This is a genomic window from Microbacterium sp. CSI-V (assembly GCF_001984105.1).
In the GTDB taxonomy this organism is placed as follows: domain Bacteria; phylum Actinomycetota; class Actinomycetes; order Actinomycetales; family Microbacteriaceae; genus Microbacterium.
In genome coordinates, this window is record NZ_MTQM01000008.1 from 481,436 (window position 1) to 503,421 (window position 21,986).

The window sequence follows — 21,986 nt, forward strand, 5'->3', positions numbered from 1 at the left end:
CTCCTCGGGGTCGACGGGCGGATGCCCGGGCTCTCGGGGTGTCGGATCTATTCTACCCGGAGCATTCGTCGTCCCGCGCGGCGGACCTCACGTGCTACGGGGCGGGGCCGTCGTCGTCCCCGCGCGGAACGCGCAGGTGAGGTCGAGACCCGCGGGCGTCGCGTCCTCGAGCATCGCCGCCACAGCCTCGCCCGCCGCGCGCCCTTTCGCCTTGGCCGGCTGCACGAGGGTCGTCAGGATATGGGGCGCGAGCCCGTCGACGACGACGCCGTCGAAGCCCGTCACGCTCACGTCGTGCGGCACCTGGAGTCCCGCCTCCTCGGCGGCACGGACGACACCGGCCGCCAACAGGTCGCTCTGCGCGATCACGGCGGTGGGTCGGCGCGCGGGGTCGGCGAAGATCGTGCGTCCGGCGATGGCGCCCTCGTCGATCGAACTGGTGGCCGCGGCGAGCGCGGGGGCGTCGGGGAACACCTGGCGCGCACCGGCCAGGCGATCGGCGGTCACGTCGACCCGCGCTTCCGCATCGTCGGGGATCCAACCGCGGCGCCGGTCGATGTCGATCGGCAGGGTGACGATGACGACGTCCGTGTGTCCGAGGTCGGCGAGATGCTGCGCGGCCTGACGCTGGGCTTCGGCGTTGTCCAGCAGGACGCGCGGGATCCCTTCGCCCGCATCCCCCTCGATGACGACGACCGGGATGCCGCGGGCCCGGACGATCTCGAGCGAATCGCGCATGCGGGGGCTGCAGCCGATCAGCACGGCGGCGTCGATCGGCGCGGTGTGCAGCGACGGTTCGCTGACCGTCTGGCCGTCGTCGCGCAGGAGGAGCAGGGCCGCGCCGAGCCGCGAGACGCCGTCGGCGAGACCGTCCATCATGTGCGTCGTCACGGGATCGAGGAACGCGGTGCCGAGGTGCTGATCGAAGACCACCCCGACGATGCCCGAACGCCCGCGGCGGAGCGACGCGGCTCGGGGGTCGGGACCGGTGTAACCGAGCTTCTCCGCGGCGGCGATCACGCGCGCCCGGGTCGCCTCGGACGTCGGCGTCTTTCCGCTGAAGACGACGGATGCCGTCGAGGCGGAGACGCCCGCCTCTCGGGCGACGTCGCTGATGGTCGCGCGGCGCGTGCTCACCGCCCGATCGTACCCCGCGTGGAATCGATCCCTCGAATCGATTCGATACCGACCGCGATCCTGGCTACTGTTGCCGCATGGACTCCACGCTCACCCGTTCGCGCCTCGTGCGCTGGTACATCGCCATCTGCGCGATCTTCCTGGCGAGCGGACTGAGCATCTCGACCTGGGCCTCGCGCGTGCCGGCCATCCGCGAGGCGCTCGGCATCGAGAACTCCGGCGTCGGCCTGCTGCTGCTGGGGATGGGCGTGGCATCCATCATCGGACTCACCGTCGCGCCCGCGATCATGGCGCGGGTCGGAGCCCGACGGGGCATGCTCATCGCGCTGCTCCTCGTCGCGGTGGGCGTCGTCATCATCGGGTTCGGGTCCGACACCCTGCAACTGTTCGGCGTCGCCCTCGTCGGCCTCGCCCTGTTCGGCTTCGGCAACGGCTCGGTCGACGTGATGATGAACGTGGAGGGCGCGGCGCTCGAGAAGGCCACCGGGCGCACCGTCATGCCGCTCCTCCATGCGTTCTTCAGCTTCGGCACCGTCATCGGTGCGGGCATCGGGTTCCTGGCCGTCCGCGGCGGCATCCCGGTGGTCGCGCACTGCGTGGCGATGGGCATCGTCATCGCGGTGGTCGCCTTCGCCGCGATCGCGAACGTCCCGTCTCGCGAGATCGCGATGGACGCGCCCTCCGCGGAGGAGCGCGCGCACTGGCGGGAACGCCTCGCCGCCTCGCTGTCGGCGTGGCGCGAGCCCCGCACCTACACGCTCGGCGTGATCATGCTCGGCATGGCGTTCGCCGAGGGCAGCGCGAACGACTGGCTGCCGTCCGCCGTCGTCTTCGGACACGGCGCTCCCGAGGAGGCCGGTCCCGCGGTGCTGGCGGTCTTCTCGATCGCGATGACCGCGGGGCGCCTGCTCGGCGGCCCGGTCGTCGACCGGTTCGGACGCGTCTGGGTGCTGCGGATCCTCGCCGTCACCGCCGCCGCCGGCCTACTGCTGTTCATCGTCGCGCCGTTCGGACCGCTCGTGTACATCGGTGCCGCGCTCTGGGGCCTCGGGGCCTCGCTCGGGTTCCCGATCGGCATGTCCGCCGCCGCCGACGACCCGGCCAAGGCCGCCTCGCGCGTCGCCGCGGCCGCCACCATCGGCTACGTCGCGTTCCTCTGCGGTCCGCCGATCCTCGGCTGGATCGGCGACCACATCGGGCTGCTCAACACGCTCTTCATCGTCGTCGGCCTGATCGTGGCATCCGGACTCTTCTCCGGGGCGGCCAAGCCCCTCGTCGTCACCGAACCCGAGGCCGAGAAGGCCGCCCGCCGCGATTAGGCTCGTCGGGTGCGTCTCGTCATCGCCCGTTGCTCGGTCGACTACACCGGTCGACTCAATGCCCACCTCCCCCTCGCCACGCGCCTGCTCGTGCACAAGGGCGATGGGTCGCTGCTCGTGCACTCCGACGGCGGGTCGTACAAGCCGCTGAACTGGATGAGCCCGCCCTGCACCCTCACGGTGGAAGCACCCGAGGAAGAGGCGGCGAGCGTCGGGGTCACCGAGCAGTGGCGCGTCACGCACAAGAAGACCGGCGACGCGCTCGTGGTGAAGATCTACGAGGTGCTGCACGACACCTCGCACGACCTCGGCATCGACCCGGGTCTCATCAAGGACGGCGTCGAGGCTGACCTCCAGCGGCTGCTCGCCGAGCAGGTCTCGGTTGTCGGCGAAGGTCTCACGCTCGTGCGGCGCGAGTATCCGACGGCGATCGGTCCCGTGGACCTGCTGCTGCGCGACGACAACGGCGGGACCGTGGCGATCGAGGTCAAGCGCCGCGGCGACATCGACGGCGTCGAGCAGCTGACCCGCTACCTCGACCTGCTCAACCGCGACCCGCTGCTCGCCCCGGTGAGCGGCGTGTTCGCCGCGCAGGAGATCAAGCCGCAGGCCCGCGTGCTCGCCACCGACCGCGGCATCCGGTGCCTGACCCTCGACTACGACGAGATGAAGGGCATCGAGTCGGGGGCTCCGCGACTGTTCTGAGGCGCGGACGGGCGGCTCGTATGCCGACGCGCCGGTAGCGTGGAGCCCATGCCCGTGCGCTCCCCCTGGTCGTGCGTCCTCTGGGACGTCGACGGAACCCTCGTCGACGCGTCCGAGGGGATCCTCCGCCGCCTCACCATCACCCTCGAGCACTTCGGGCGCAGGCCTCCCGTCCGCGGCGAGCTGTCGCACTGGATCGGTCCGCCGATGTTCGAGTCGTTCCAGGCCAACGTCGGAATGACCCCCGACGAGGCGACCGAGGCCGTCACCTTCTACCGCACCCTGAACAAGAGCGAGGGCTACACCGGCAGCGCGCAGCTCTACCCCGGCGTCGCCGACATCGTGCACGATCTCCACGCGGCCGGCATCCCCCAGTCGACCGCCAGCTCGAAGCCCGAGGTGCAGGTCGTGGCGCTCATGGACCACTTCGGCCTCGCCCCCGACCTCGAAGCCATGGTGGGCGCGAGCCCCGACGAGCGGACGCTCAGCGCGAAGTCCGACATCGTGCGCGAGGCACTGCGGCGCCTCGAGGTGCGCGGGTACGACACCTCCCGCCCCGTGCTGATCGGCGATCGGCATCACGACGTCGAAGGCGGGGCGGATGCCGGTGTGCCGGTGATCTTCGTCCGGTGGGGCTTCAGCTGGCCGCACGAGGCCGACGGTGCGCAGGCGGCCGTCGACACCGCCGACGAACTGCGCGCGCTCCTGCTCGTGCCGGACGACGACCTCGCCGCCTCCGACGGTGTCTGACATCCCCTGGGCGCTGCCCGTGGCGATCGCCCTGCTCGCGGCGCTGCTCGTCGCGGGCGTGGTCGTGATCGTGGTGCGCGCCCGGCGGAGGTCACCGCGTGCGGCCGCGGCAGCGGTGGACGCGCGATCGGCCGCGGAGGCGGCGCTCCTGCGCCTCGACGACGCGGCCACCGAACTCGACGCGGCCTTCGAAGCGGCCGACGCCCTCGGCGATGACGGGCCGACCGACCTGCGCCGCTCGCGGGCCGCGGTGCTGCGCGGACGCGATCGGGGGTTCACCGAAGTGGCGGCGCTCGCGGTGTCCTCCCGCCTCCCGGCCCAGCGCCGCACCGACGGGCTGCGTCTGCGCGACGACCTGGAACGGCGGGTCGCCGCGGCCGACGACACCCGCGACCGCCTGACCGCGTGGACTCGCGCGCACGGCAACGTTACCGAGCGCGTCGCCGCGGCCCGCGCCCGTCGCGCGGAGATCGCCCGCACGTCGGGAGATCCCGCACGGCTCGTCGCCGAGTCCCGCGCGCGGTTCGACGACACCGAGTGGGCGGATGCCGACCGCGCCGACCACGAGGCACGGGCGGCGCTCGCGCGCGCGGACGCGGCGCTGGATGCCGCGGATGCCGCGATCGACGATCCGGAAGCCGCCGACGCGCGGGTGCTCGAGGCGTCCCTCGAGCTCCGCCGGGCTGCGCGGCTGCTGCGAGCGGTCGAGGATGCCCACCGTGCCGTGCTGCAGGCGTCCGAGAACGCCGAGGCCGAGGTCTCCGCCGCCCGGTCCGAGATCGTCGCCGCCCTCGAGCTCGCCGGCGCCCGTCCCATCGGTGTCGCCCCCGACGCCACCGATCGCCTGCGCGCCGCGGAGGAGGAACTGCACGCGGCGGCCGAGGGACTCCCGCTCCGCCCGCGCGCGGCGATCGAGACGGTGGCGCGTGTGCGCGAAGTCCGCGACGACGCGATCGGCGATGCCCTGACCGCACGTCGACGTCTCGAGGCGGCGCGTGCAGCACTGCCGGGCACGCTCGCGTGCGCCCGGGCCGCCGTCGCCGCGGCCGAGGCCTTCGCCGACGCGCCTCCGATCGAGGAGCGGCTGCGCCTCGACGCCGCCCGGCGCGAGCTGGCCGCCGCCCGTGCGGCGCACGAGGCGGTCCAGGCGCTCTCCTCCGCCCGGGCGGCCTGGCGCGCGGTCGACGGCCGCTGACGTCCTGTCGCCCGATATCGTGGGCGGCATGGGGGAGCCTGTCACCGTCCATCGCCTCACCGCCACCGTCCGTCGCGTTCCGGTCACGGCGGCGCTGGCGCTGGTCCTGCTCATCGCGGGTGCGGTATCCGCGGCTCTGTGGACACCGTTCGCGGCGTCGTCCCTGCACGAGACGGTGGCCTACGGGCTCCCGGCGCTCGAAGCCGGCCGCTGGTGGACTCCGGTCACGGGCACGTTCTTCCTGTCGGTGCCGTGGCTGTACGCACCGGTGATCGTCGGGCTCATCGGGATGGGGTTCCTGGAGTTCCGCCGCGGGTCGCGTGTCGCCGCGTTCTACTTCGTCGGCGGACAGCTCGGTGCCGTCCTCGGTGCGTCGCTGGTGCTGTGGCTCGCGGCGCTGCTCCCCTGGCCGTGGGCGCAGGAGCAGGCCGGGGCGCTCGACGTCGGTCCCTCTCCCGGGATTGTCGCGTGTCTGGCGGCAGCCGTGACGCTCTTCCCGTCGCCGTGGCGCCTGCGCGCATGGACAGTGCTGATCGCCGTCCTCTCGGTGACGTTCCTGTACTGGGGGTCGCTGAACGACCTCGAGCACCTCATCGCCGTGGGTCTCGTGCTGGTCGTCGACCGGTCTCTGCGGCCGCAGCGGGTCTCGGTCCGCGAGCAGCGTCTCATCGCGTTCGTCGTGGTGTGCGGCCTCGGCGCGATCGACATCCTCACCTACCTCAGTCCGACCACGGGCCCGTTCGGAGATTCCGCCCCCGTGTCGGGGTCGTGGGTCGATGTGGCCGTGAACACCGTGGTGGTGCTCCTCGTCGCGAACGGCATCCGGAGGGGGCGCCGGTGGGCGTGGGTCCTGCTGGTGCTGTACGGCATCCTGAACGCCGTCCTCCTTGCACTGGTCGCGCTGATCGTCGTCGCGATCGGTACGGGCATCATCCAGCAGACGGTGGATTTCGACCTCACCGTGACCCTGGCCTCCTCGGCCACCTGGACCATCGCCCTGGTGTACCTCATCCTCGTGCGTGCCGCGTTCCGCGCGCGGCCGAAGGCGACCCTCGGCGACGCGCCGGCTCCGTCGCTCGACGACGTGAAGGCCGAGCTGCGCGCCACGGGCGGCGGCACCCTGTCGTGGATGACGACGTGGGACGGCATGGCCTACGCCCGATTCGGACGCGGGATCGTCGCCTTCCAGCGCCGGTCGGGGGTCGCCCTCGTGCTCGGCGATCCGCTCGGCCCGGAGGAGACGCGCGCGGCGACCGTCCGCGCGTTCGTCGAGCGCGCCGAGAACGCGGGTCTGGCGCCGTGCTTCTTCAGCGCCGGAGAGGCCACCCGGGCCGCCGTCCCCGACGGATGGCGGAGCATCGTCGTCGCCGACGACACCATCGTCGACCTGCCGGGCCTGAAGTTCACGGGCAAGGCGTGGGGAGCGGTGCGGACGTCGTTGAATCGCGCCGAACGCGAGGGCATGACGTTCCGCCTGTCACGTCTGGCCGATGAGACATGGGGTGTGCGGCAGCAGCTGCGGGCCATCTCCGAGAGCTGGGTCGGCGACAAGGGGCTGCCGGAGATGGGATTCACTCTCGGCACGCTCCACGAGGCCGCCGATCCGGAGGTCCGCGTCGCGCTGGCGGTCTCACCGGCGGGCGACGTCGACGGTTTCCTGTCGTGGCTGCCCGTCTACGGTGAGGGTCGGGTGCGCGGGTGGACGCTCGATCTGATGCGCCGCCGCGACGGCGGCTTCGGCCCGGTCATGGAGTACCTGATCGGATCGTCGGCCCAGCAGTTCTCGGCCGAGGGCGCGGAGGTGCTGTCGCTGTCGGGAGCGCCCCTCGCGCACGAATATCCCCCGGATGCCGGAGCGATCGCCGACCTGCAGGAGCGCATGGCCACGATGCTCGAGCCCGTCTACGGCTTCGCCTCGCTGCACAGGTTCAAGCAGAAGTTCCATCCCCGGTACGAGACGATGCATCTGCTCTACCGGGACGAGGCCGACCTCACCCGCATCGGCGCCGCCCTCACCCGCGCCTTCCTGCCGCACGCCACGCTGCGGCAGTTCGCGGCCGCGGGCGTGGACCTCGTGCGGACCGAGCGGTAGCGCCCGGATCAGAGGAGGCGGATGTTCTCCGCCTGCAGACCCTTCGGGCCCTGCGCGACGTCGAACTCGACGCGCTGGTTCTCCTCGAGCGAGCGGTATCCGCCCGACTGGATGGCGCTGTAGTGGGCGAAGACGTCCTGGCCGCCCTCATCGGGCGCGATGAAGCCGAAGCCCTTCTCCGAGTTGAACCACTTGACCGTGCCCTGCGTGCTCATCGACGTGCCGTTTCCCACTCCTGCCGGCGCCGAGCGCGCCGATCTGTGCCCACGGTAACGGCACGGACCGGGCGGGCGCATCGACCCGTGACACAAACGTTGCACGACGTCATGGCGGCGATCGCCCCGTAAGCCCATACGACGCCCGGGCTGAGCAGAAGCTCGAAGCCCGGGCGTCGACGGATCCCCCCGGATATGTCACGCGAGGCGTGACGGCGATAACTGTACCGCCGCGCAAGCCCTTCGCGCGACACGAAAGCTGGGAATTCTTCACGTATGACGATGATCTGTGATAGTCGGGCGTCATAGAATCCGCGTGTGGACGAGCGGCGCCAGCCTTCCGCCCTCGTCGACGAGGCGTACGCCGCCCTCGGCGAGGCGATCGTCGACGGGCGCCTGCGGCCCGGCGACCGGCTCCGCGATGTCGAACTCGCCGCCCACATGGGCATCTCCCGGACCCCCGTGCGGGAGGCGTTGCAGCGACTCGCGGCGATCCGTCTGGTCGAGATCGCGCCCCATCGGTTCACGCGCGTGACGTCGCCGAGCGACAAGGAGATCGCGGACATGCAGGACTACGCGGTCCACATGATCGCGATGACCCTGCACCTCGCCCTCCCCCGCTGCTCGGACGACGAGATCGCGGAGGGCGCCCGCCTGCTCGGCGGTCTCATGGATGCCGCCCGCGCCGACTCCTCCCCCGCGTACGTCGACGCGGGATACGCGTTCCTCGCCCACTTCACCCGCGCCTCGCAGAACATCGTGCTGATGGAGACGTTGAAGCAGACCGCCTTCCTCCTGCGGCGGAACCTGCGCGGCTGGATGTGCGCGCACGTGGAGGGATGCGAAGAACTCTTCCTCCGACTCGCCGACCGGATCAGGGAGCGCGACACGGCACAGGCGGCGCACCTGTGGCTGCGGCTGCACGGCCTCTATTGAGCCCGCGGCGACGAGCGCAAGGCATCCGTTCATCCGGGGCACGCCCGCTACCGTGACGTCATGACCCGCATCGAGCTCCGCGCCCTCCGTGACGACGACCGGGATGCCGCCTACGCGGCGGTGCGCGCGAGCGCGTCGACGTGGCCGCACGGACAGGTCGACGATCGCGCGGCGTTCGACGCGTGGGTGGATGCCGACCGGGTCACGGCCCGCGCGATCGTGGACGGCGACGAGGTGGTGGGGCTCGCCGCCACGCTCGACGTCGACGGGGACCGCGAGGCCCTGCTCGCGGTGTCACCCGACACGTCGCGGGAGTCGGCGACGGAGGCGCTGCGGCTCCTCACGCTCGCCGAGCCGGAGCGCCCGCTGTACGCGTGCGTCGCGGCCGACGACGACCCCTCTCACGACACGCTCGCCCGGTTGGGCTTCGTGGAGCACGGGCGCGACGGCGCCGACATCGTCTACGTGCTGCCGCCGACCCTGGAGTGATGCGGCGGGCTCAGCGCCGCGCGAGGACGGCGACGACCGGGCGGTGATCGCTGCCGGCGTCGTCGAAGTCGGTACGCACTTCGAAGCCGCGCACGGCCCATGCCGATCCGACGAGCACGTGGTCGATCGGGGCGGCGAGCGCCGCCGGCAGCGACGTGGGCCAGGTGCCGCGAGCCGCTGCACCCGCCTGCTGGGCGGCATCCTGGCAGTCGCCGACCACTCCACCGTCGCGTCCGAGACCCGACAGGTGGTCGAGCGTCGAGTTGAGGTCGCCGGCGAGGATCACATCGGGCCCGGTGCACTGTGCGGCGACCCAGTCGATGCCGGTCGACCACTCGTCGACGATGAGCGGCAGCGGGGGAAGCGGGTGCGCGGCGATGATCGTGGGTCCGGTGCCGTCGACCGGTCGCCAGACCCCGCTCGGCGCGCCGGGGGTCGAGCCGGCCTCGGTGTCGAGGGCGTACGGGCCCAGCGAGTCCGCGACCAGGAGCGACGTCGGAACCGGGCGATCGCCCGGAGCCGCCTGTACGGTCGCGGCGGTCATCTCGATACCGTCGCGACGCAGGATGCCGACGACCTCGGCCGCCGCGTCCGCGTCGGTCTCGGGCAGGCTGACGACGTCCGCCCCGCTCTCCCGGACGAGCCTCGCGATGGCCTCCGGGGGCGCGCCGCCGCCGTAGGTGTTCCATACCGCGACGGTGAGGTCGCCCTCGCCCGTGGACCCGCCGACACCGCGGGCGAGGAGGACTGCACCGTTGCCGAGCGCGGCCGCACCGAGGGCGACGGCGAGCCCGAGGGCGACGGCGGCCCGCCGGCGGACGAGCGCGACAATCCCCGCCACGACGGCGAGCAGCCCGAGTCCGAGAGCGAGAGGCGCTCGGAACGAGATGGCGAGCGCGACGAACTGCCACCGCTGCGCCCCGATCACCTGCGGCCAGACGGCCAGCACCGCGAAGACCACGCCGATCGCGAGCGTCACGAGGAGGGGAAGTCGGCGGCGCGCAGCGGTCGGCATCCCCACAGTGAAGCGGACCTCGGTGAATGTTCGCCGAACCGGCCCTCCGCATACCCTAGGGGGGTATGGTATCCAGCATGAACGGGTACGACGGCCACAAGGACGACCTGCAGAAACGGCTGCGCCGCGTCGAGGGGCAGGTGCGCGGCATCGCGCGGATGGTCGACGAAGACAAATACTGCATCGACATCCTCACGCAGGTGTCCGCCGCGACGAAGGCGCTCGAGACCGTCGCGCTGTCGCTCCTGTCGGATCACCTCAGCCACTGCGTCGCCGAGGCCAGCGCGGAGGGTGGCCAGGTCGCCGCCGAGAAGATCCGCGAAGCCAACGACGCCATCGCCCGGCTCGTCCGGTCCTGATCACCGAGGAGAACACCATGAACGAACGCATCGATCTCGGTCTCCGCGAGGCGGCGGCATCCACTCCTCTTCCCGAGGGCGCGGTCATCCAGGAGATCGGCGTGACCGGGATGACGTGCGCGCACTGCGTCCGGAGCGTCACCGAGGAGATCTCCGAGATCGCGGGGGTGCAGGGCGTGTCCGTCGACCTGCGCGTCGGCGACGTCTCGCGCGTCACGATCGCCAGCGACACCCCGCTCGACGCCGCCCTCGTGCGCGATGCCGTCGAGGAGGCCGGCTACGCCCTGGCGGCCGACCCGTCATGAGCACCACCGACGTCGAGCTCGACATCGCCGGGATGACGTGCGCCTCGTGCGCCACCCGGATCGAGCGCAAGCTGAACAAGCTGCCCGGCGTCGAGGCATCCGTCAACTACGCCACCGAGAAGGCGCGCGTGCGCGGCCACGACCTCGACCCGGCGGACCTCATCGCGGTCGTCGAGGCTGCGGGCTACGCGGCCGCGCTGCCCGCGCCGCCCGTCCCGGAGGAGGTCGCGACCGATCCCGAGACCGACGCCCTCCGCCGCCGGCTGCTCATCAGCCTCGCACTGGCCGTGCCGGTCGCGGTGCTGTCCATGATCCCGGCGCTGCAGTTCTCGAACTGGCAGTGGCTCGCGCTCACCCTGACGGCCCCCGTCGCGGTGTGGGGCGCGTGGCCGTTCCACCGCGCGGCGGCGGTCAACGCCCGCCATGGCGCCGTCACCATGGACACGCTCATCAGCCTCGGCGTCATCGCCTCCTTCGGCTGGTCGCTCTACGCCCTGTTCTTCGGCGGTGCGGGCATGCCCGGGATGACGATGAGCTTCACCCTCTTCGGCGCGCCCACCGCCGGCGCGCACGAGATCTACCTCGAGGTCGCCGCCCTCGTGACGGTGTTCCTCCTCGCCGGCCGCTACGCCGAAGCACGGGCGCGCACGGCCTCGGCGAGCGCGCTGAAGGCCCTGCTGAACCTCGGCGCGACCTCCGCCACCAAGCTCGAGGACGGCCGCGAGCGCACCGTCCCGGTCGCGAGCCTCGTCGTCGGCGACGTCGTCGTGGTGCGTCCGGGCGAGAAGATCCCGTCGGACGGTCTCGTCGTCGACGGAACCTCGGCCGTGGATGCCGGCATGCTCACCGGCGAATCCGTGCCGGTCGAGGTGGCCCCCGGCGCCCGCGTCGTCGGGGCCACGATCAACGTCGGTGGACGTCTGGTCGTCGAGATCACGCGCGTGGGCGCCGACACCGAGCTCGCCCGCATGGGACGCCTGGTCGAGGAGGCCCAGACCGGCAAGGCCGAGGTGCAGAGGCTCGCCGACCGAGTCTCGGCGGTCTTCGTGCCGGTCGTCATCCTTCTCGCGATCGCGGCGTTCGCCGGCTGGCTCGGCGCGGGCGCCCCGCTCGAACTCGCGTTCACCGCCGCCGTGGCGACGCTCATCATCGCCTGCCCGTGCGCCCTGGGCCTCGCGACGCCCACCGCGCTGCTGGTCGGCACCGGGCGCGGGTCGCAGCTCGGCATCCTGATCCGCGGTCCGCAGGTGCTCGAGCAGACGCGCCGCGTCGACACGATCGTGCTCGACAAGACGGGCACCGTCACCACCGGCCGGATGGCCGTGACCGACGTGCTGCCCGCCGAGGGCGTGGACCGCGCCGAGCTGCTCGCGACCGCCGCAGCCGTCGAGGGCGGATCCGAGCACCCCGTCGGTCGCGCGATCGCCGCGACCGCGGGCACGGCGGCATCCGTCGAGTCGTTCGCCGCGCACGCGGGGTACGGCGTCCAGGGTGTCGTGGACGGTTCCGCCGTGGTCGCCGGGCGGCTGTCGTGGCTGCGGGATCAGTGGGCGGTCGACGTAGACGCGTCCTCGCTCGACGCACTGGCCGAGCGGGCCACGATCGTCGCCGTCGCGCGCGACGGGCGGTACCTCGGCGCGATCGCCGTCGCCGACACGATCAAGCCGACGAGCGCCGAGGCGATCGCGCGGTTCCGCCGCCTGGGCCTGCGCCCCGTGCTGCTCACGGGAGACAACGCCGCGACCGCCGCCCGCGTCGGCGCCGAGGTCGGGATCGACGACGTCCGCGCCGAGGTGACGCCGGCCGAGAAGCTCGACGTCGTCCGCGCTCTGCAGGCCGAGGGACGGGTCGTGGCGATGGTGGGCGACGGCGTCAACGACGCCGCCGCCCTCACCGCCGCCGACCTCGGCATCGCGATGGGCGGAGGGACGGATGCCGCGATCGCGGCGAGCGACGTCACGGTGGTGTCGGGCGATCTGCTCGTCGTCGCCGACGCCGTCCGCCTCGCACGCCGCACGCTCGGCACCATCAAGGGCAACCTGTTCTGGGCCTTCGCCTACAACGTCGCCGCGATCCCGGTGGCGATGGCGGGACTGCTGAACCCGGTGGTCGCGGCCGCGGCGATGGCGCTGTCGTCCGTGTTCGTCGTGACCAACAGCCTGCGGCTGCGGGGATTCCGCGCCGAGCCGACGGCGGCGCACTGACGTCGCGTCATTCCGTCGGCCTGCGGGCGGGGTCGCCGATCAGTTCGAGCGCCGCGACGACGAGGTCCCAGAACTTCGCGTGGTCCAGCTGCATGGCAGCGTGCGTGTGGCTCTCCGGGTCGCCAGGGTGACGGAAGTCGGCGACGGTCATGCCTCGTGTCAGCGTCCCGGTGAGCTCGACCCCGATGGGGACCGGAACGGTCTGGACGACGGATGGATCGATGACTCGTGCGACGGCCACGGGGTCGTGGACGGGTGGGGCGGCGAAGCCCTGCGTGTGGGCGTACGTCGTCGTGAAGAAGTGCAGGAGTTCGGTGACGAAGGCCGCCGGGCGGGTGCCTACGGCGGCGATGCGGTCGATCACGTCATCGGTGGCCAATGCCTGGTGGGTGACGTCGAGACCGCACATCGTCACCTGCCAGGGCGCATCGAACACGATGTGCGCGGCTTCGGGGTCGACCACGATGTTGAACTCGCTCTTCGGCCCCCAGTTGCCTTCGCTGTGTCCGCCGCCCATGAGCACGACCTCGTGGACACGGTCGATGATGCGTGGTTCCAGACGCGCGGCCAGGGCGATGTTGGTGAGCGCGCCGGTCGGGACGAGAGTGATCGTGTCGGCGGGATGTGTCATGACCAGTTCGATGATGAGGTTCACCGCATGCTGGTCTTCCACTCTCATCGTGGGATCGGGCAGCGTCGGCCCGTCCATCCCGGTGTCGCCGTGCAGGACGTCGGCGATCTCGAGCTCGCGGACGAGAGGGCGAGGGGAACCGGCCGCGAATCGGACGCCCGTGATGCCGGCGACCTCCGCGACGGCCAGCGCGTTGCGGGTGACCTTCTCGAGCGTCTGGTTGCCCGCCACGGTCGTGACCGCGAGCAGCTCGATGTCGGGGTGTCCGTGAGCGAGCAGTAGAGCGATGGCGTCGTCGTGGCCGGGGTCGCAGTCGAGGATGATCTTTCTCGCCATGTGAGGCTCTTTCTTCCTAGGTCGCCGGCGCCGAGATGGAGACCACGACGTCCACCGGTCACGCCACCAGCAGGTCGGCCTCGATGTCGCGGGCCGCGGCGAGCAGCGCGGGGATCAGCCGGTCGGCGACCTCGGCCTCGGGGTAGCGGCCGCTCGACATCGACAGGTTGATGGCCGCGACCACCGCGCCGTCCCGGCCGTGGACGGGAGCCGCGAGCGACTGCAGCCCCGGTTCGAGCTCGCCGTCGACGCGGGCCCAGCCCTGCCCGCGCACCCGCTCGAGTTCCTGCTGCACGGCGGCGGGGTCGGTCAGCGTCCGGGGGGTCCGGGGCGCCAGGGGCTCGGCATCCAGGATCCGGTCTCGTTCGTCGGCGGATGCCGCGGCCAACAGGACGCGACCCATGCTCGTGATCGCGGCCGGGAACCGCGTGCCGACGGTGATGCCGACCGACATGATCCGGCGCACGGGTACGCGCGCGACGTAGACGATCTCGGCGCCGTCCAGCACCGCAGCCGACGCGCTCTCGCCGACCGCGCGCGACAGCGCCTCGAGGTGCGGCTGCGCGACCTCGGGGAGCGACAGGGCCGAGAGGTAGCTGTAGCCCAGCTCCAGCACGCGCGGGGTGAGGGCGAACGAGCGCCCGTCGTTGCGCACGTACCCGAGGCTCTGCAGCGTGCGGAGGAAGCGGCCCGCGGCGGCGCGCGTCACGCCAGCTCGACGCGCGACCTCGCTCAGCGTCAGCTCGGGGTTGTCGGCGTCGAACGCGCGGATGACCGCGAGCCCGCGCACGAAGGCCTGCACGACCTCGCCGGGGCCGTCACTGTCGTCCTCAGGCGCGGGGGCGAAAGGTTCGGCGTCGGTCACCGGCTCACCCTATCGATCCGTCGGTGGGCGACCTCACCGCTCCAGCACGACGGCGAGGCCCTGGCCCACGCCGATGCAGATCGCGACGACCGCGACTCCCGAGCCGCGGCGCGCGAGCTCGTGCGCCGCGCGGCCGATGATGCGGCCGCCGGACGCGCCGAGCGGGTGCCCGATCGCGAGCGCCCCGCCGTGCACGTTGAGCTTCTCGGGGTCGAGGTCGGGCCACCCGGCCAGGCACGCGAGCGACTGCGACGCGAAGGCCTCGTTGAGCTCGACGAAATCGACGTCGGCCCACGTCTTCCCGGCGCGTGCGAGAGCCTTGTTCGCGGCCTCGATCGGGGCGATCGGGAACACGTGGGGGTCGACACCGTGGGCCGCGCGACCCGCGATGCGCGCGAGCGGCTCGGCATCCAGAGCTCCCTCGCCGCCGATGAGCACGGCGGAGGCTCCGTCGTTGATCGGCGACGAGTTGCCGGCCGTGACGCTCCCCTGCCCGTCGGCGGCGAACAGCGCCTTCAGGCCCGAGAGCTTCTCGACGGAGGTGTCGTCGCGGATGCCCTCGTCGCGGGTGAGCGCGACGCCGGGCACGGCCACGATCTCGCCGTCGAAGACGCCCGCGGCCCACGCGGATGCCGCACGCTGGTGCGACCGCACGGCGAAGGCATCCTGCGCCTCCCGCGTGATGCCCCACTCGCGCGCGATCTTCTCGGCGGATTCGCCGTTCGAGATCGTCCACTGCTTCGGCAGGGCGGGGTTGGTCATGCGCCACCCGATCGCGGTGTTCCACATGGTCGCGTTGCCGACCGCCGGGAAGGGCTTCGCGGCCTTCTCCACGACGTACGGCGCACGGCTCATCGATTCGACACCGCCGGCCAGCACGATGTCGGCGTCGCCGGACTCGATCGCGCGCGACCCCTGGATCACGGCCTCGAGCGAGGACGCGCAGAGCCGGTTCACGGTGGCGCCCGTGACCGACGTCGGGAAGCCGGCCAGCAGCGCGCCGAAACGGGCGACGTTGCGGTTGTCCTCCCCGGCCTGGTTGGCATCCCCGAAGACGACGTCGTCGATGCGGGCGGGGTCGAGTCCGGTGCGCTCGACCGCCGCCTTCATCACCAGCGCGGCCAGATCGTCGGGGCGAACGGATGCCAGGGCTCCCCCGGCGCGACCGAAGGGCGTGCGGACGGCGTCGTAGACGTAGCTGGCGGTCATGTCAGGCTCCTTGCTCGATCAGCGTGAGACCGAGCAGTTCCCCGATCTCGGCGTGCGTGTTGTCGCCGAACAGTTCCCGCACGCGGAAGCCGTCGGGGGTGACGTCGAAGACGCCGTGGTCGGTGTAGACGCGGGAGACGCAGCCGACGCCGGTGAGCGGGTAGGTGCACGCCTCGACCAGCTTGGGGGCGCCCTGCTTGGTGAGCAGGTCGGTCATGACGTAGACGTCCTTCGCGCCGATCGCGAGGTCCATTGCCCCGCCGACGGCCGGAATCGCCCCGGGCTCGCCGGTCGACCAGTTCGCCAGATCACCGGATGCCGAGACCTGGAAGGCCCCCAGAACGCACACGTCGAGGTGCCCGCCGCGCATCATGGCGAAGGAGTCGGCGTGGTGGAAGTACGCGGCTCCGGCGAGCGCCGTGACCGGCTGCTTTCCGGCGTTGATGAGGTCGGGATCGACCGATCCCTCGACCGGCGCGGGGCCCATGCCCAACATTCCGTTCTCGGTATGCAGCACGATCTCGAGCCCCTCGGGCAGGTAGTCCGCCACGAGCGTCGGGGCTCCGATGCCGAGGTTCACCACGGCTCCCTCGGGGATGTCGGATGCCACGCGCGCGGCGAGCGCGGTGCGGGAGACGCGGGTGGTCATGAGTCCGCTCCGTTCCGGGCGAGCGGGCGCCCCTCGATGTCGACGCCGCCGACGAAGACGCCGTCCTGCAGCCACCGGCGCTCACCCACGGCCACGACCCGGTCGACGTACAGCCCGGGCGTGACGACGGCCTCGGGGTCGAGGTCGCCGAGCGGCACGATCTCGTCGACCTGCACCACGGTGGTCCTCGCCGCGGCGGCCATGATCGGCCCGAAGTTGCGCGCGGTCTCGCGGTAGACGAGGTTGCCCCACCGATCGGCGCGGTAGGCGCTGACGAGCGCGACGTCGGCGTGGATCGGGTACTCGAGGACGTAGTCGCGGCCGTCGATGCGCCGCGTCTCCTTACCCTCGGCGAGCTGGGTGCCGAACCCGGTCGGCGTGAAGAAGCCGCCGATTCCGGCGCCGGCCGCGCGAATGCGCTCGGCGAGGTTCCCCTGCGGCACGAGTTCGAGCTCGATCCTGCCGTCGCGGTACAGGCCGTCGAAGACCCGCGAGTCGCTCTGCCGCGGGAAGGAGCAGATCATCTTGCGCACCTGGCCGGCCGCGAGCAGCGCCGCGAGTCCGGTGTCGCCGTTGCCGGCGTTGTTGTTGACGACGGTGAGGTCGCGGGCGCCGTGCGCGATGAGCGCGTCGATGAGTTCGACGGGCTGTCCGGCACGGCCGAATCCGCCGATCATCACGGTCGAGCCGTCGGCGATGCCCGCCACGGCCGCCGCGACGTCGGGAACGGTCTTGTCGATCATGGTTCCTCTGTTCGTTGAGCGAACGCCTGTTCGTTTGGCGAGCATATCGCGGATGCCGCGAGCGCACCAGAGCCACCCGAGTCGGGTTTGACGCGCGGTCGGTCGTCCATTCGGATGACTTTCTTTGCGCTCTCCACCCGGCCGTGCGTCGGATTCGTGGCCGAACCCCGCGATATTCCGCGGAACTCGACTCGGCGGGGGTGAGAAGGCCGCGGAGAGGCGGGCAAGAGCCGGGGTTACCGTCGCACGCAGGGACATCCGCTCACGCGTCGACGGTCTCGATGCAAGCGGCATCCGCTCGGGTCGGATGCCGAGGCGGGCGGGGGCTGTATTGGGGGCAGCCCCCGCCCCTCCCTCTTCCCGCCGAGATCACCTCACCGCGGCGACCGCGGCGAAGCGTGATGGGATTCATCCATTCGGATGAGCCGCGAGCACGGAACGCACCCGGACGCCCCACAGCGCAAGTTGGGTGCGGTCGGCGGCGCCGGTCTTCCGCATCGACGACTGCACATGGCTCCGGACGGTGTTGATCGACACGACGAGTTCCGCCGCGAGCTGTTCGTTCGAGGTGATCCCGTCGCTGAGGAGGCTGACGACGCGCGCCTCCGATGGGCTGAGGGATGCCGCTGTGGCCCGGTCCTGGTCGGTGATGCGGCGCCGGGCGATGTCGGTGAGGACCGAGCGCGTCACCCGCGAGGACATCAGCGCCTCACCTCGGTGCGCGGCGCGGATGGCATCGACGAGCTGCGAGCTGTCGTGGGTCTTGAGCAGGTATCCCGACGCCCCACTGCTCAGAGCGCTCATCACCAGATGGTCCTCGCCGTGGCTGGTCAGCGCGATGACGCGGGTGCTGCCCCCCGACTCCTCGACGACCGTGCGTGTGGCGTCGATGCCGTTCATCTCGGGCATCTCCAGGTCCATCAGCACGACGTCCGCGTGCTCGGCGAGCGCACCTTTCACGGCGTCGCGACCGGTGGCCGCCTCGCCCACGACGGTGATCCCGTCCGCGTTCTCCAGTCGGAGTCGCACGCCGCGACGGAACGGACGGTTGTCGTCGGCGATGAGCACCCTGATCGATGCGCTTTCCGTCACGTCATGCCTCCATCGTCCGGGGAAGCGGAATCTCCACCTCCACGCGCCAGCCCCCCGTGCCGTCGGCCCCCGCCGCGAGCGTCCCGTCGACGAGAGTGAGCTTCTGGCGCAGGTTATCCAACCCCCAGCCCAGCCCGAGACCAGGTTCGTCCGTCCGCGGCCGGCGCGGAGGACCGTTGTGCACGACCGCGACGAGACGGTCCGGCCGAATCCGCACCTGGATGCCGATCGGCGCGCCGGCCGCGTGCTTGGCGGCGTTCGACAGAGCCTCCTGGATGGCGCGGTAGGCGGTCGTCGACACCACCGCCGGCAGGACCTCCGGGTCGCCTTCGATCTCGGCCGAGACCTCTTTGCCGCGCTCTCGCCAGAATTCCACGAGCCCCTCGACGTGGCGCAGATCGGGTGTGGGTGTGTGCGCCGTGGCCTCGACGGCACGCAGATCCCCGAGCGCACCGTAGAGGCTCGCCGCGGCGTAGCGGCCCTCCGCGCGCACCTCGTCGATGAGTTGGAGCGCCTGCTGTGGATGCGCGGGCGCCAGGTCCGCCGAGGCATCGCACAGCGACACCAGCCCGGCGAGGTGCTGACCGGCGACGTCATGGAGTTCCTGGGCGATGCGTCCCCGCTCCGCCGCCCTCGACGCCTCGATCGCCTCGGCCTGCTGCACTTGGATGTCCGCGGCCCGTCGACGCTCGCGCTCGGCCCGCCGCTCGAGCACGGCGTAAAGAGCGCCGAGCGCCACCCCGGCGAAGGACAGGGATGCCAACGACACCCCCTCCGTGAGCAGGAACGCGGTGACCGCCTCCGGGGGCGCCCCCACGCTCGCCGCCCACCCGCCGAGCGCCACGGCGGACACGGCGACGGTTCCGGCCGCCCACGTCGCCGCGACGGGGATCCGACGCGCGCTGCCCAGCGCTGCCATCGAGATCGCGATGACCAACTGCATCGGTGTCGCCCAGGTGGGCACACCGAGCGCGACCGCCACCACGAGATAACACGCCACCGCGCCCAGCATCCCGAGCTCGGGTCGCGTCCCCGACCGGGACACGCACACCGCTTGTGCGAGGCAGATGAACGCCGTCAACGCGATGACCGCCTGGGGCGGCAGAGTGTGGTCCCACTGGCCCGTGCCACTGAAGATCGCGAGCACGGGATCGCTGCAGACCTGCACCACCGTCGCCACGAAGACGACCGCGACGAAGACGGGGGACCGCAGCGTACGCGCCACGGCGCTGATCGGAGGCGTGACGACCGCCTCGGTGGCGGTCTCGTCGAGCAGCGTCCCGGGCTCCGACAGACGGGTCGTCATGAGGGGTCCCGTCGAGCCGCGATGAGGGTGAGGTGAAGCCGGTACGTCATAGGCGGCATTCTCCCGGCCCCCGGGTGAGTCCGCGCCGGGGCGAGCCGCGAAGGCGCGGATCCGCGGAGCTCCGTGCTTCCCGGACCGCCGAGGGCACCGGTGTTGCACCGGAGTATCGGTGGTACACTCCCCCCCCCATGCCCACAACCCGCACGCGTACGCAGGTGACGCATACGCCCGAGATCGAAGAGGCGTTGCGCATCGCCCGTCGGCGTTGGCCCGGCGAGAATCCGTCCGTGCTGCTGACGCACCTGGTTTTGGAAGGCGCGCGGACCATCGAGGCGCTGGAGCCGACGCTGACGGCGAGTCGGCGCAGACACCTCGACGCGCTGATCGCAGACTTCGCGGGCATCTACCCCGAGGGCTATCTCGATGACCTTCGCACGGAGTGGCCCGAATGATCGTGCTGGATGCCGGCGTGATCATCGCCCTCCTCTCGCCCGGCGACGTCCACCACGAAAACGCGAAGAACTTCTTCGCCGTGGAACGCGGGCCGTTCTCGATGCACGCACTCACGGCCGCCGAGACCCTCGCCGGCCCAGCGAAGCGTGGCCAGGACGCCGCGTTGTGGTCGCACCTGCAGAACCTCGGAGTCCAGGTGACGACGATCGGCCCCACCGAGCCCCTCCTTCTGGCGCGCCTGCGTGCGGAACACGGACTCAAGATGCCGGACACCTGCGTCCTGGCCACCGCGACACACATCGGCGCGCCCCTGGCGACGTTGGACGACCGCCTGGGCGGGGTCGCCGCCACGCTCGGTCTGCGGCATCCTCTGCCCGACGCACCCTGACCCTCGCCAGCCCTCCCGCTCCCACAGACAACGAAGAAGGCCCCGGATGAATCCGGGGCCTTCTTCGTTCTGTGCGCGAGGGGGGACTTGAACCCCCACGCCCTTGCGGGCACTGGCACCTGAAGCCAGCGCGTCTACCTATTCCGCCACTCGCGCGAGTCGCTGCGTCCACGGATGCCGCAGACTCAACTTCCCGAGAATATCACGGCCACGGACCCCCGATGAAACGTGTCCGGGACCGGCATCCATGACCTGTCCAGGCGTGCTGACTACGATGTGGCTACTGGTCTGCCTGCCTGAAGGAGTCTCGTGGGGCTACTCGACAGTTTCGAGAAGGGTCTCGAACGCGCCGTCAACGGTGCGTTCGCGAAGACCTTCCGCAGTGGCATCCAGCCCGTGGAGATCGCCTCCGCGCTGCGGAGCGAGCTCGACAAGAACGCCGTCGTCGTGAGCCGTGAGCGCATCCTCGCGCCGAACGCCTTCACGGTGCGCCTGTCGCCCGCGGACGACGAGAAGATGAGCGCCCTCGGCTCGACCCTCGTGACCGAACTCGACACCCTCGTCAAGCAGCACGCCCGCACGCAGGGGTATTCGTTCGCCGGACCGGTGACGATCTCGGTCGAGCGCGACACCTCACTGTCGACCGGCACCCTTCGTGTGGATTCGCGCACGAGCGAGGGTCAGGTGTCGTGGCGCGGAGTCGTCGACATCAACGGCACCCGCCACCCGCTCGTGAAGGCCCGCACGGTCATCGGCCGCGGCAGCGACGCCGACATCACGATCCCCGACGCCGGCACGAGCCGCAAGCACGTCGAGATCCTGTGGGACGGCGAGCGCGCGATGGTCCGCGACCTCGGCTCGACCAACGGAACGACCCTGAACGGGCGCAAGGTCTCGGAGGCCGCGCTTCCTCCGGACTCGACCATCTCGATCGGCCGCACCGCTATCGTCTTCCGTGTGGTCGCGCAGGCACAGACCGCACGGCGCGCGGCGCCGTCCGATGCGACGCAGCTGTTCGACGTCCGGGACCGGGGGCCCCTGTCATGAGTCCACTGACTCTTCTTCTTCTGCAGGGCGGCTTCCTCGTCCTGCTGTGGTTCTTCGTGTTCGGCGTCGTCTATTCGCTGCGCGCCGATCTGTTCGGCGTGAAGGTGCGGAAGCTCCCCGAGCCCGCGGCATCCGCCCCGGCTTCGGCCGCACCCGCCCCCACGTCGTCGCCGAATGCCGAGACGACGCAAGTGAAGCGCCCCGCCCCGCCGGCCGCCGCGCCCGCCGGCGGTCTCGCGACCACCGCGTCGGTCTCGCGCATCGTCATCACGAGCGGCCCCAAGGCCGGACTCGAGCTCCCCCTCGGCACCGAGCCCCTCACCATCGGCCGTTCGAGCGAGTCGGGCCTGGTCATCCGCGACGACTACACCTCCAGCCACCACGCACGACTCGTGCTGTGGGGCGACCAGTGGATGCTGCAGGACCTCGACTCCACGAACGGAACCACCCACGACGGGGCACGCGTGGCATCCCCGGTCCAGGTGAAGGTGGGCGCCCCGATCAAGGTGGGCGCGACGACCTTCGAGTTGCGGAAGTAACCCGCCT

Annotated in this window: 24 protein-coding genes and 1 tRNA gene; 14 read left to right on the forward strand and 11 right to left on the reverse strand. The window is 71.6% G+C overall.

Going from position 1 to position 21,986, the window contains the following annotated elements; translation table 11 throughout:
- Positions 1-87: 87 nt before the first annotated feature.
- Entirely contained in the window at positions 88-1,137 is a 1,050-nt protein-coding gene (locus CSIV_RS08825) for a LacI family DNA-binding transcriptional regulator (RefSeq protein ID WP_077051013.1), read from the reverse strand.
- A 77-nt stretch (positions 1,138-1,214) separates the two neighbouring features.
- Here CSIV_RS08825 and CSIV_RS08830 point away from each other — a divergent pair, with 77 nt between their 5' ends.
- The 5 genes from CSIV_RS08830 to CSIV_RS08850 are packed head-to-tail and all read left to right on the forward strand — an operon-like array spanning position 1,215 to position 7,198.
- Entirely contained in the window at positions 1,215-2,456 is a 1,242-nt protein-coding gene (locus CSIV_RS08830) for an MFS transporter (protein ID WP_077051014.1), read from the forward strand.
- A 9-nt stretch (positions 2,457-2,465) separates the two neighbouring features.
- Complete coding sequence (nucS, locus tag CSIV_RS08835) at positions 2,466-3,161, forward strand: endonuclease NucS (protein ID WP_077051015.1); 696 nt, start codon at positions 2,466-2,468, stop codon at positions 3,159-3,161.
- Between the two features lie 48 nt (positions 3,162-3,209).
- Positions 3,210-3,911 carry an HAD hydrolase-like protein gene (locus tag CSIV_RS08840; protein WP_077051016.1) on the forward strand — a complete coding sequence of 234 codons (702 nt, stop codon included), beginning with the start codon at positions 3,210-3,212 and terminating at the stop codon, positions 3,909-3,911.
- A complete protein-coding gene (locus tag CSIV_RS08845; protein ID WP_077051017.1) occupies positions 3,904-5,106 on the forward strand; it encodes a hypothetical protein in 1,203 nt (400 codons plus the stop codon). The genes CSIV_RS08840 and CSIV_RS08845 overlap by 8 nt, the downstream gene beginning before the upstream one ends.
- A gap of 28 nt (positions 5,107-5,134) precedes the next feature.
- Positions 5,135-7,198, forward strand: coding sequence for a bifunctional lysylphosphatidylglycerol flippase/synthetase MprF (locus CSIV_RS08850; protein WP_077051018.1), 2,064 nt, complete (start codon positions 5,135-5,137; stop codon positions 7,196-7,198).
- A gap of 8 nt (positions 7,199-7,206) precedes the next feature.
- Here the strand turns inward: CSIV_RS08850 and CSIV_RS08855 are convergent, their stop codons facing one another.
- Positions 7,207-7,413 carry a cold-shock protein gene (locus tag CSIV_RS08855; RefSeq protein ID WP_077051019.1) on the reverse strand — a complete coding sequence of 69 codons (207 nt, stop codon included), beginning with the start codon at positions 7,411-7,413 and terminating at the stop codon, positions 7,207-7,209.
- Between the two features lie 318 nt (positions 7,414-7,731).
- Between CSIV_RS08855 and CSIV_RS08860 the strand changes: the two genes are divergently transcribed.
- Both CSIV_RS08860 and CSIV_RS08865 read left to right on the forward strand, forming a co-directional pair.
- A complete protein-coding gene (locus CSIV_RS08860; protein WP_077051020.1) occupies positions 7,732-8,349 on the forward strand; it encodes a GntR family transcriptional regulator in 618 nt (205 codons plus the stop codon).
- 60 nt (positions 8,350-8,409) lie between these two features.
- Positions 8,410-8,838 (forward strand): hypothetical protein, encoded by a 429-nt coding sequence (locus CSIV_RS08865; RefSeq protein ID WP_077051021.1) that lies wholly within the window; start codon positions 8,410-8,412, stop codon positions 8,836-8,838.
- A 10-nt stretch (positions 8,839-8,848) separates the two neighbouring features.
- On the opposite strand, the gene CSIV_RS08870 is transcribed toward CSIV_RS08865, so the two are convergent.
- Complete coding sequence (locus tag CSIV_RS08870; RefSeq protein WP_077051022.1) at positions 8,849-9,853, reverse strand: endonuclease/exonuclease/phosphatase family protein; 1,005 nt, start codon at positions 9,851-9,853, stop codon at positions 8,849-8,851.
- A 77-nt stretch (positions 9,854-9,930) separates the two neighbouring features.
- Between CSIV_RS08870 and CSIV_RS08875 the strand changes: the two genes are divergently transcribed.
- The 3 genes from CSIV_RS08875 to CSIV_RS08885 are packed head-to-tail and all read left to right on the forward strand — an operon-like array spanning position 9,931 to position 12,721.
- Positions 9,931-10,212, forward strand: a complete 282-nt coding sequence (locus tag CSIV_RS08875; protein WP_026095929.1) for a metal-sensitive transcriptional regulator — start codon at positions 9,931-9,933, stop codon at positions 10,210-10,212.
- A 17-nt stretch (positions 10,213-10,229) separates the two neighbouring features.
- A complete protein-coding gene (locus tag CSIV_RS08880) occupies positions 10,230-10,517 on the forward strand; it encodes a heavy-metal-associated domain-containing protein (RefSeq protein WP_077051023.1) in 288 nt (95 codons plus the stop codon).
- The gene (locus CSIV_RS08885; protein ID WP_077051024.1) at positions 10,514-12,721 is read left to right on the forward strand and encodes a heavy metal translocating P-type ATPase; all 2,208 of its coding nucleotides are present in this window, start codon (positions 10,514-10,516) and stop codon (positions 12,719-12,721) included. Before CSIV_RS08880 ends, CSIV_RS08885 begins: the two co-directional genes overlap by 4 nt.
- A gap of 7 nt (positions 12,722-12,728) precedes the next feature.
- Here CSIV_RS08885 and uriH read toward each other — a convergent pair whose 3' ends face one another.
- The 7 genes from uriH to CSIV_RS08920 all read right to left on the reverse strand — a co-directional run bounded on the left by uriH (position 12,729) and on the right by CSIV_RS08920 (position 19,552).
- A complete protein-coding gene (uriH, locus tag CSIV_RS08890) occupies positions 12,729-13,688 on the reverse strand; it encodes a uridine-preferring nucleoside hydrolase UriH (protein WP_077051025.1) in 960 nt (319 codons plus the stop codon).
- 58 nt (positions 13,689-13,746) lie between these two features.
- Positions 13,747-14,553, reverse strand: coding sequence for an IclR family transcriptional regulator domain-containing protein (locus CSIV_RS08895; RefSeq protein ID WP_083735079.1), 807 nt, complete (start codon positions 14,551-14,553; stop codon positions 13,747-13,749).
- Positions 14,554-14,586: 33 nt separating this feature from the next.
- Positions 14,587-15,762, reverse strand: coding sequence for a thiolase family protein (locus tag CSIV_RS08900; protein WP_077051026.1), 1,176 nt, complete (start codon positions 15,760-15,762; stop codon positions 14,587-14,589).
- A 1-nt stretch (position 15,763) separates the two neighbouring features.
- The gene (locus CSIV_RS08905; RefSeq protein WP_077051027.1) at positions 15,764-16,411 is read right to left on the reverse strand and encodes a 3-oxoacid CoA-transferase subunit B; all 648 of its coding nucleotides are present in this window, start codon (positions 16,409-16,411) and stop codon (positions 15,764-15,766) included.
- A complete protein-coding gene (locus tag CSIV_RS08910) occupies positions 16,408-17,154 on the reverse strand; it encodes a 3-oxoacid CoA-transferase subunit A (protein ID WP_077051028.1) in 747 nt (248 codons plus the stop codon). The genes CSIV_RS08905 and CSIV_RS08910 overlap by 4 nt, the downstream gene beginning before the upstream one ends.
- A 408-nt stretch (positions 17,155-17,562) precedes the next feature.
- Entirely contained in the window at positions 17,563-18,246 is a 684-nt protein-coding gene (locus CSIV_RS08915) for a response regulator (protein ID WP_077051029.1), read from the reverse strand.
- A 1-nt stretch (position 18,247) separates the two neighbouring features.
- Positions 18,248-19,552, reverse strand: coding sequence for a sensor histidine kinase (locus tag CSIV_RS08920; protein ID WP_077051030.1), 1,305 nt, complete (start codon positions 19,550-19,552; stop codon positions 18,248-18,250).
- A gap of 188 nt (positions 19,553-19,740) precedes the next feature.
- Here CSIV_RS08920 and CSIV_RS08925 point away from each other — a divergent pair, with 188 nt between their 5' ends.
- Positions 19,741-20,004, forward strand: a complete 264-nt coding sequence (locus CSIV_RS08925) for a hypothetical protein (protein ID WP_077051031.1) — start codon at positions 19,741-19,743, stop codon at positions 20,002-20,004.
- The gene (locus tag CSIV_RS08930; protein ID WP_077051032.1) at positions 20,001-20,393 is read left to right on the forward strand and encodes a type II toxin-antitoxin system VapC family toxin; all 393 of its coding nucleotides are present in this window, start codon (positions 20,001-20,003) and stop codon (positions 20,391-20,393) included. The genes CSIV_RS08925 and CSIV_RS08930 overlap by 4 nt, the downstream gene beginning before the upstream one ends.
- A 72-nt stretch (positions 20,394-20,465) precedes the next feature.
- Here CSIV_RS08930 and CSIV_RS08935 read toward each other — a convergent pair.
- Positions 20,466-20,549: transfer RNA gene (locus CSIV_RS08935), tRNA-Leu, on the reverse strand.
- A gap of 153 nt (positions 20,550-20,702) precedes the next feature.
- Here CSIV_RS08935 and CSIV_RS08940 point away from each other — a divergent pair.
- Entirely contained in the window at positions 20,703-21,440 is a 738-nt protein-coding gene (locus CSIV_RS08940; RefSeq protein ID WP_077051033.1) for an FhaA domain-containing protein, read from the forward strand.
- Complete coding sequence (locus CSIV_RS08945; protein ID WP_077051034.1) at positions 21,437-21,979, forward strand: FHA domain-containing protein FhaB/FipA; 543 nt, start codon at positions 21,437-21,439, stop codon at positions 21,977-21,979. Before CSIV_RS08940 ends, CSIV_RS08945 begins: the two co-directional genes overlap by 4 nt.
- The last annotated feature ends 7 nt before the right edge of the window (positions 21,980-21,986 follow it).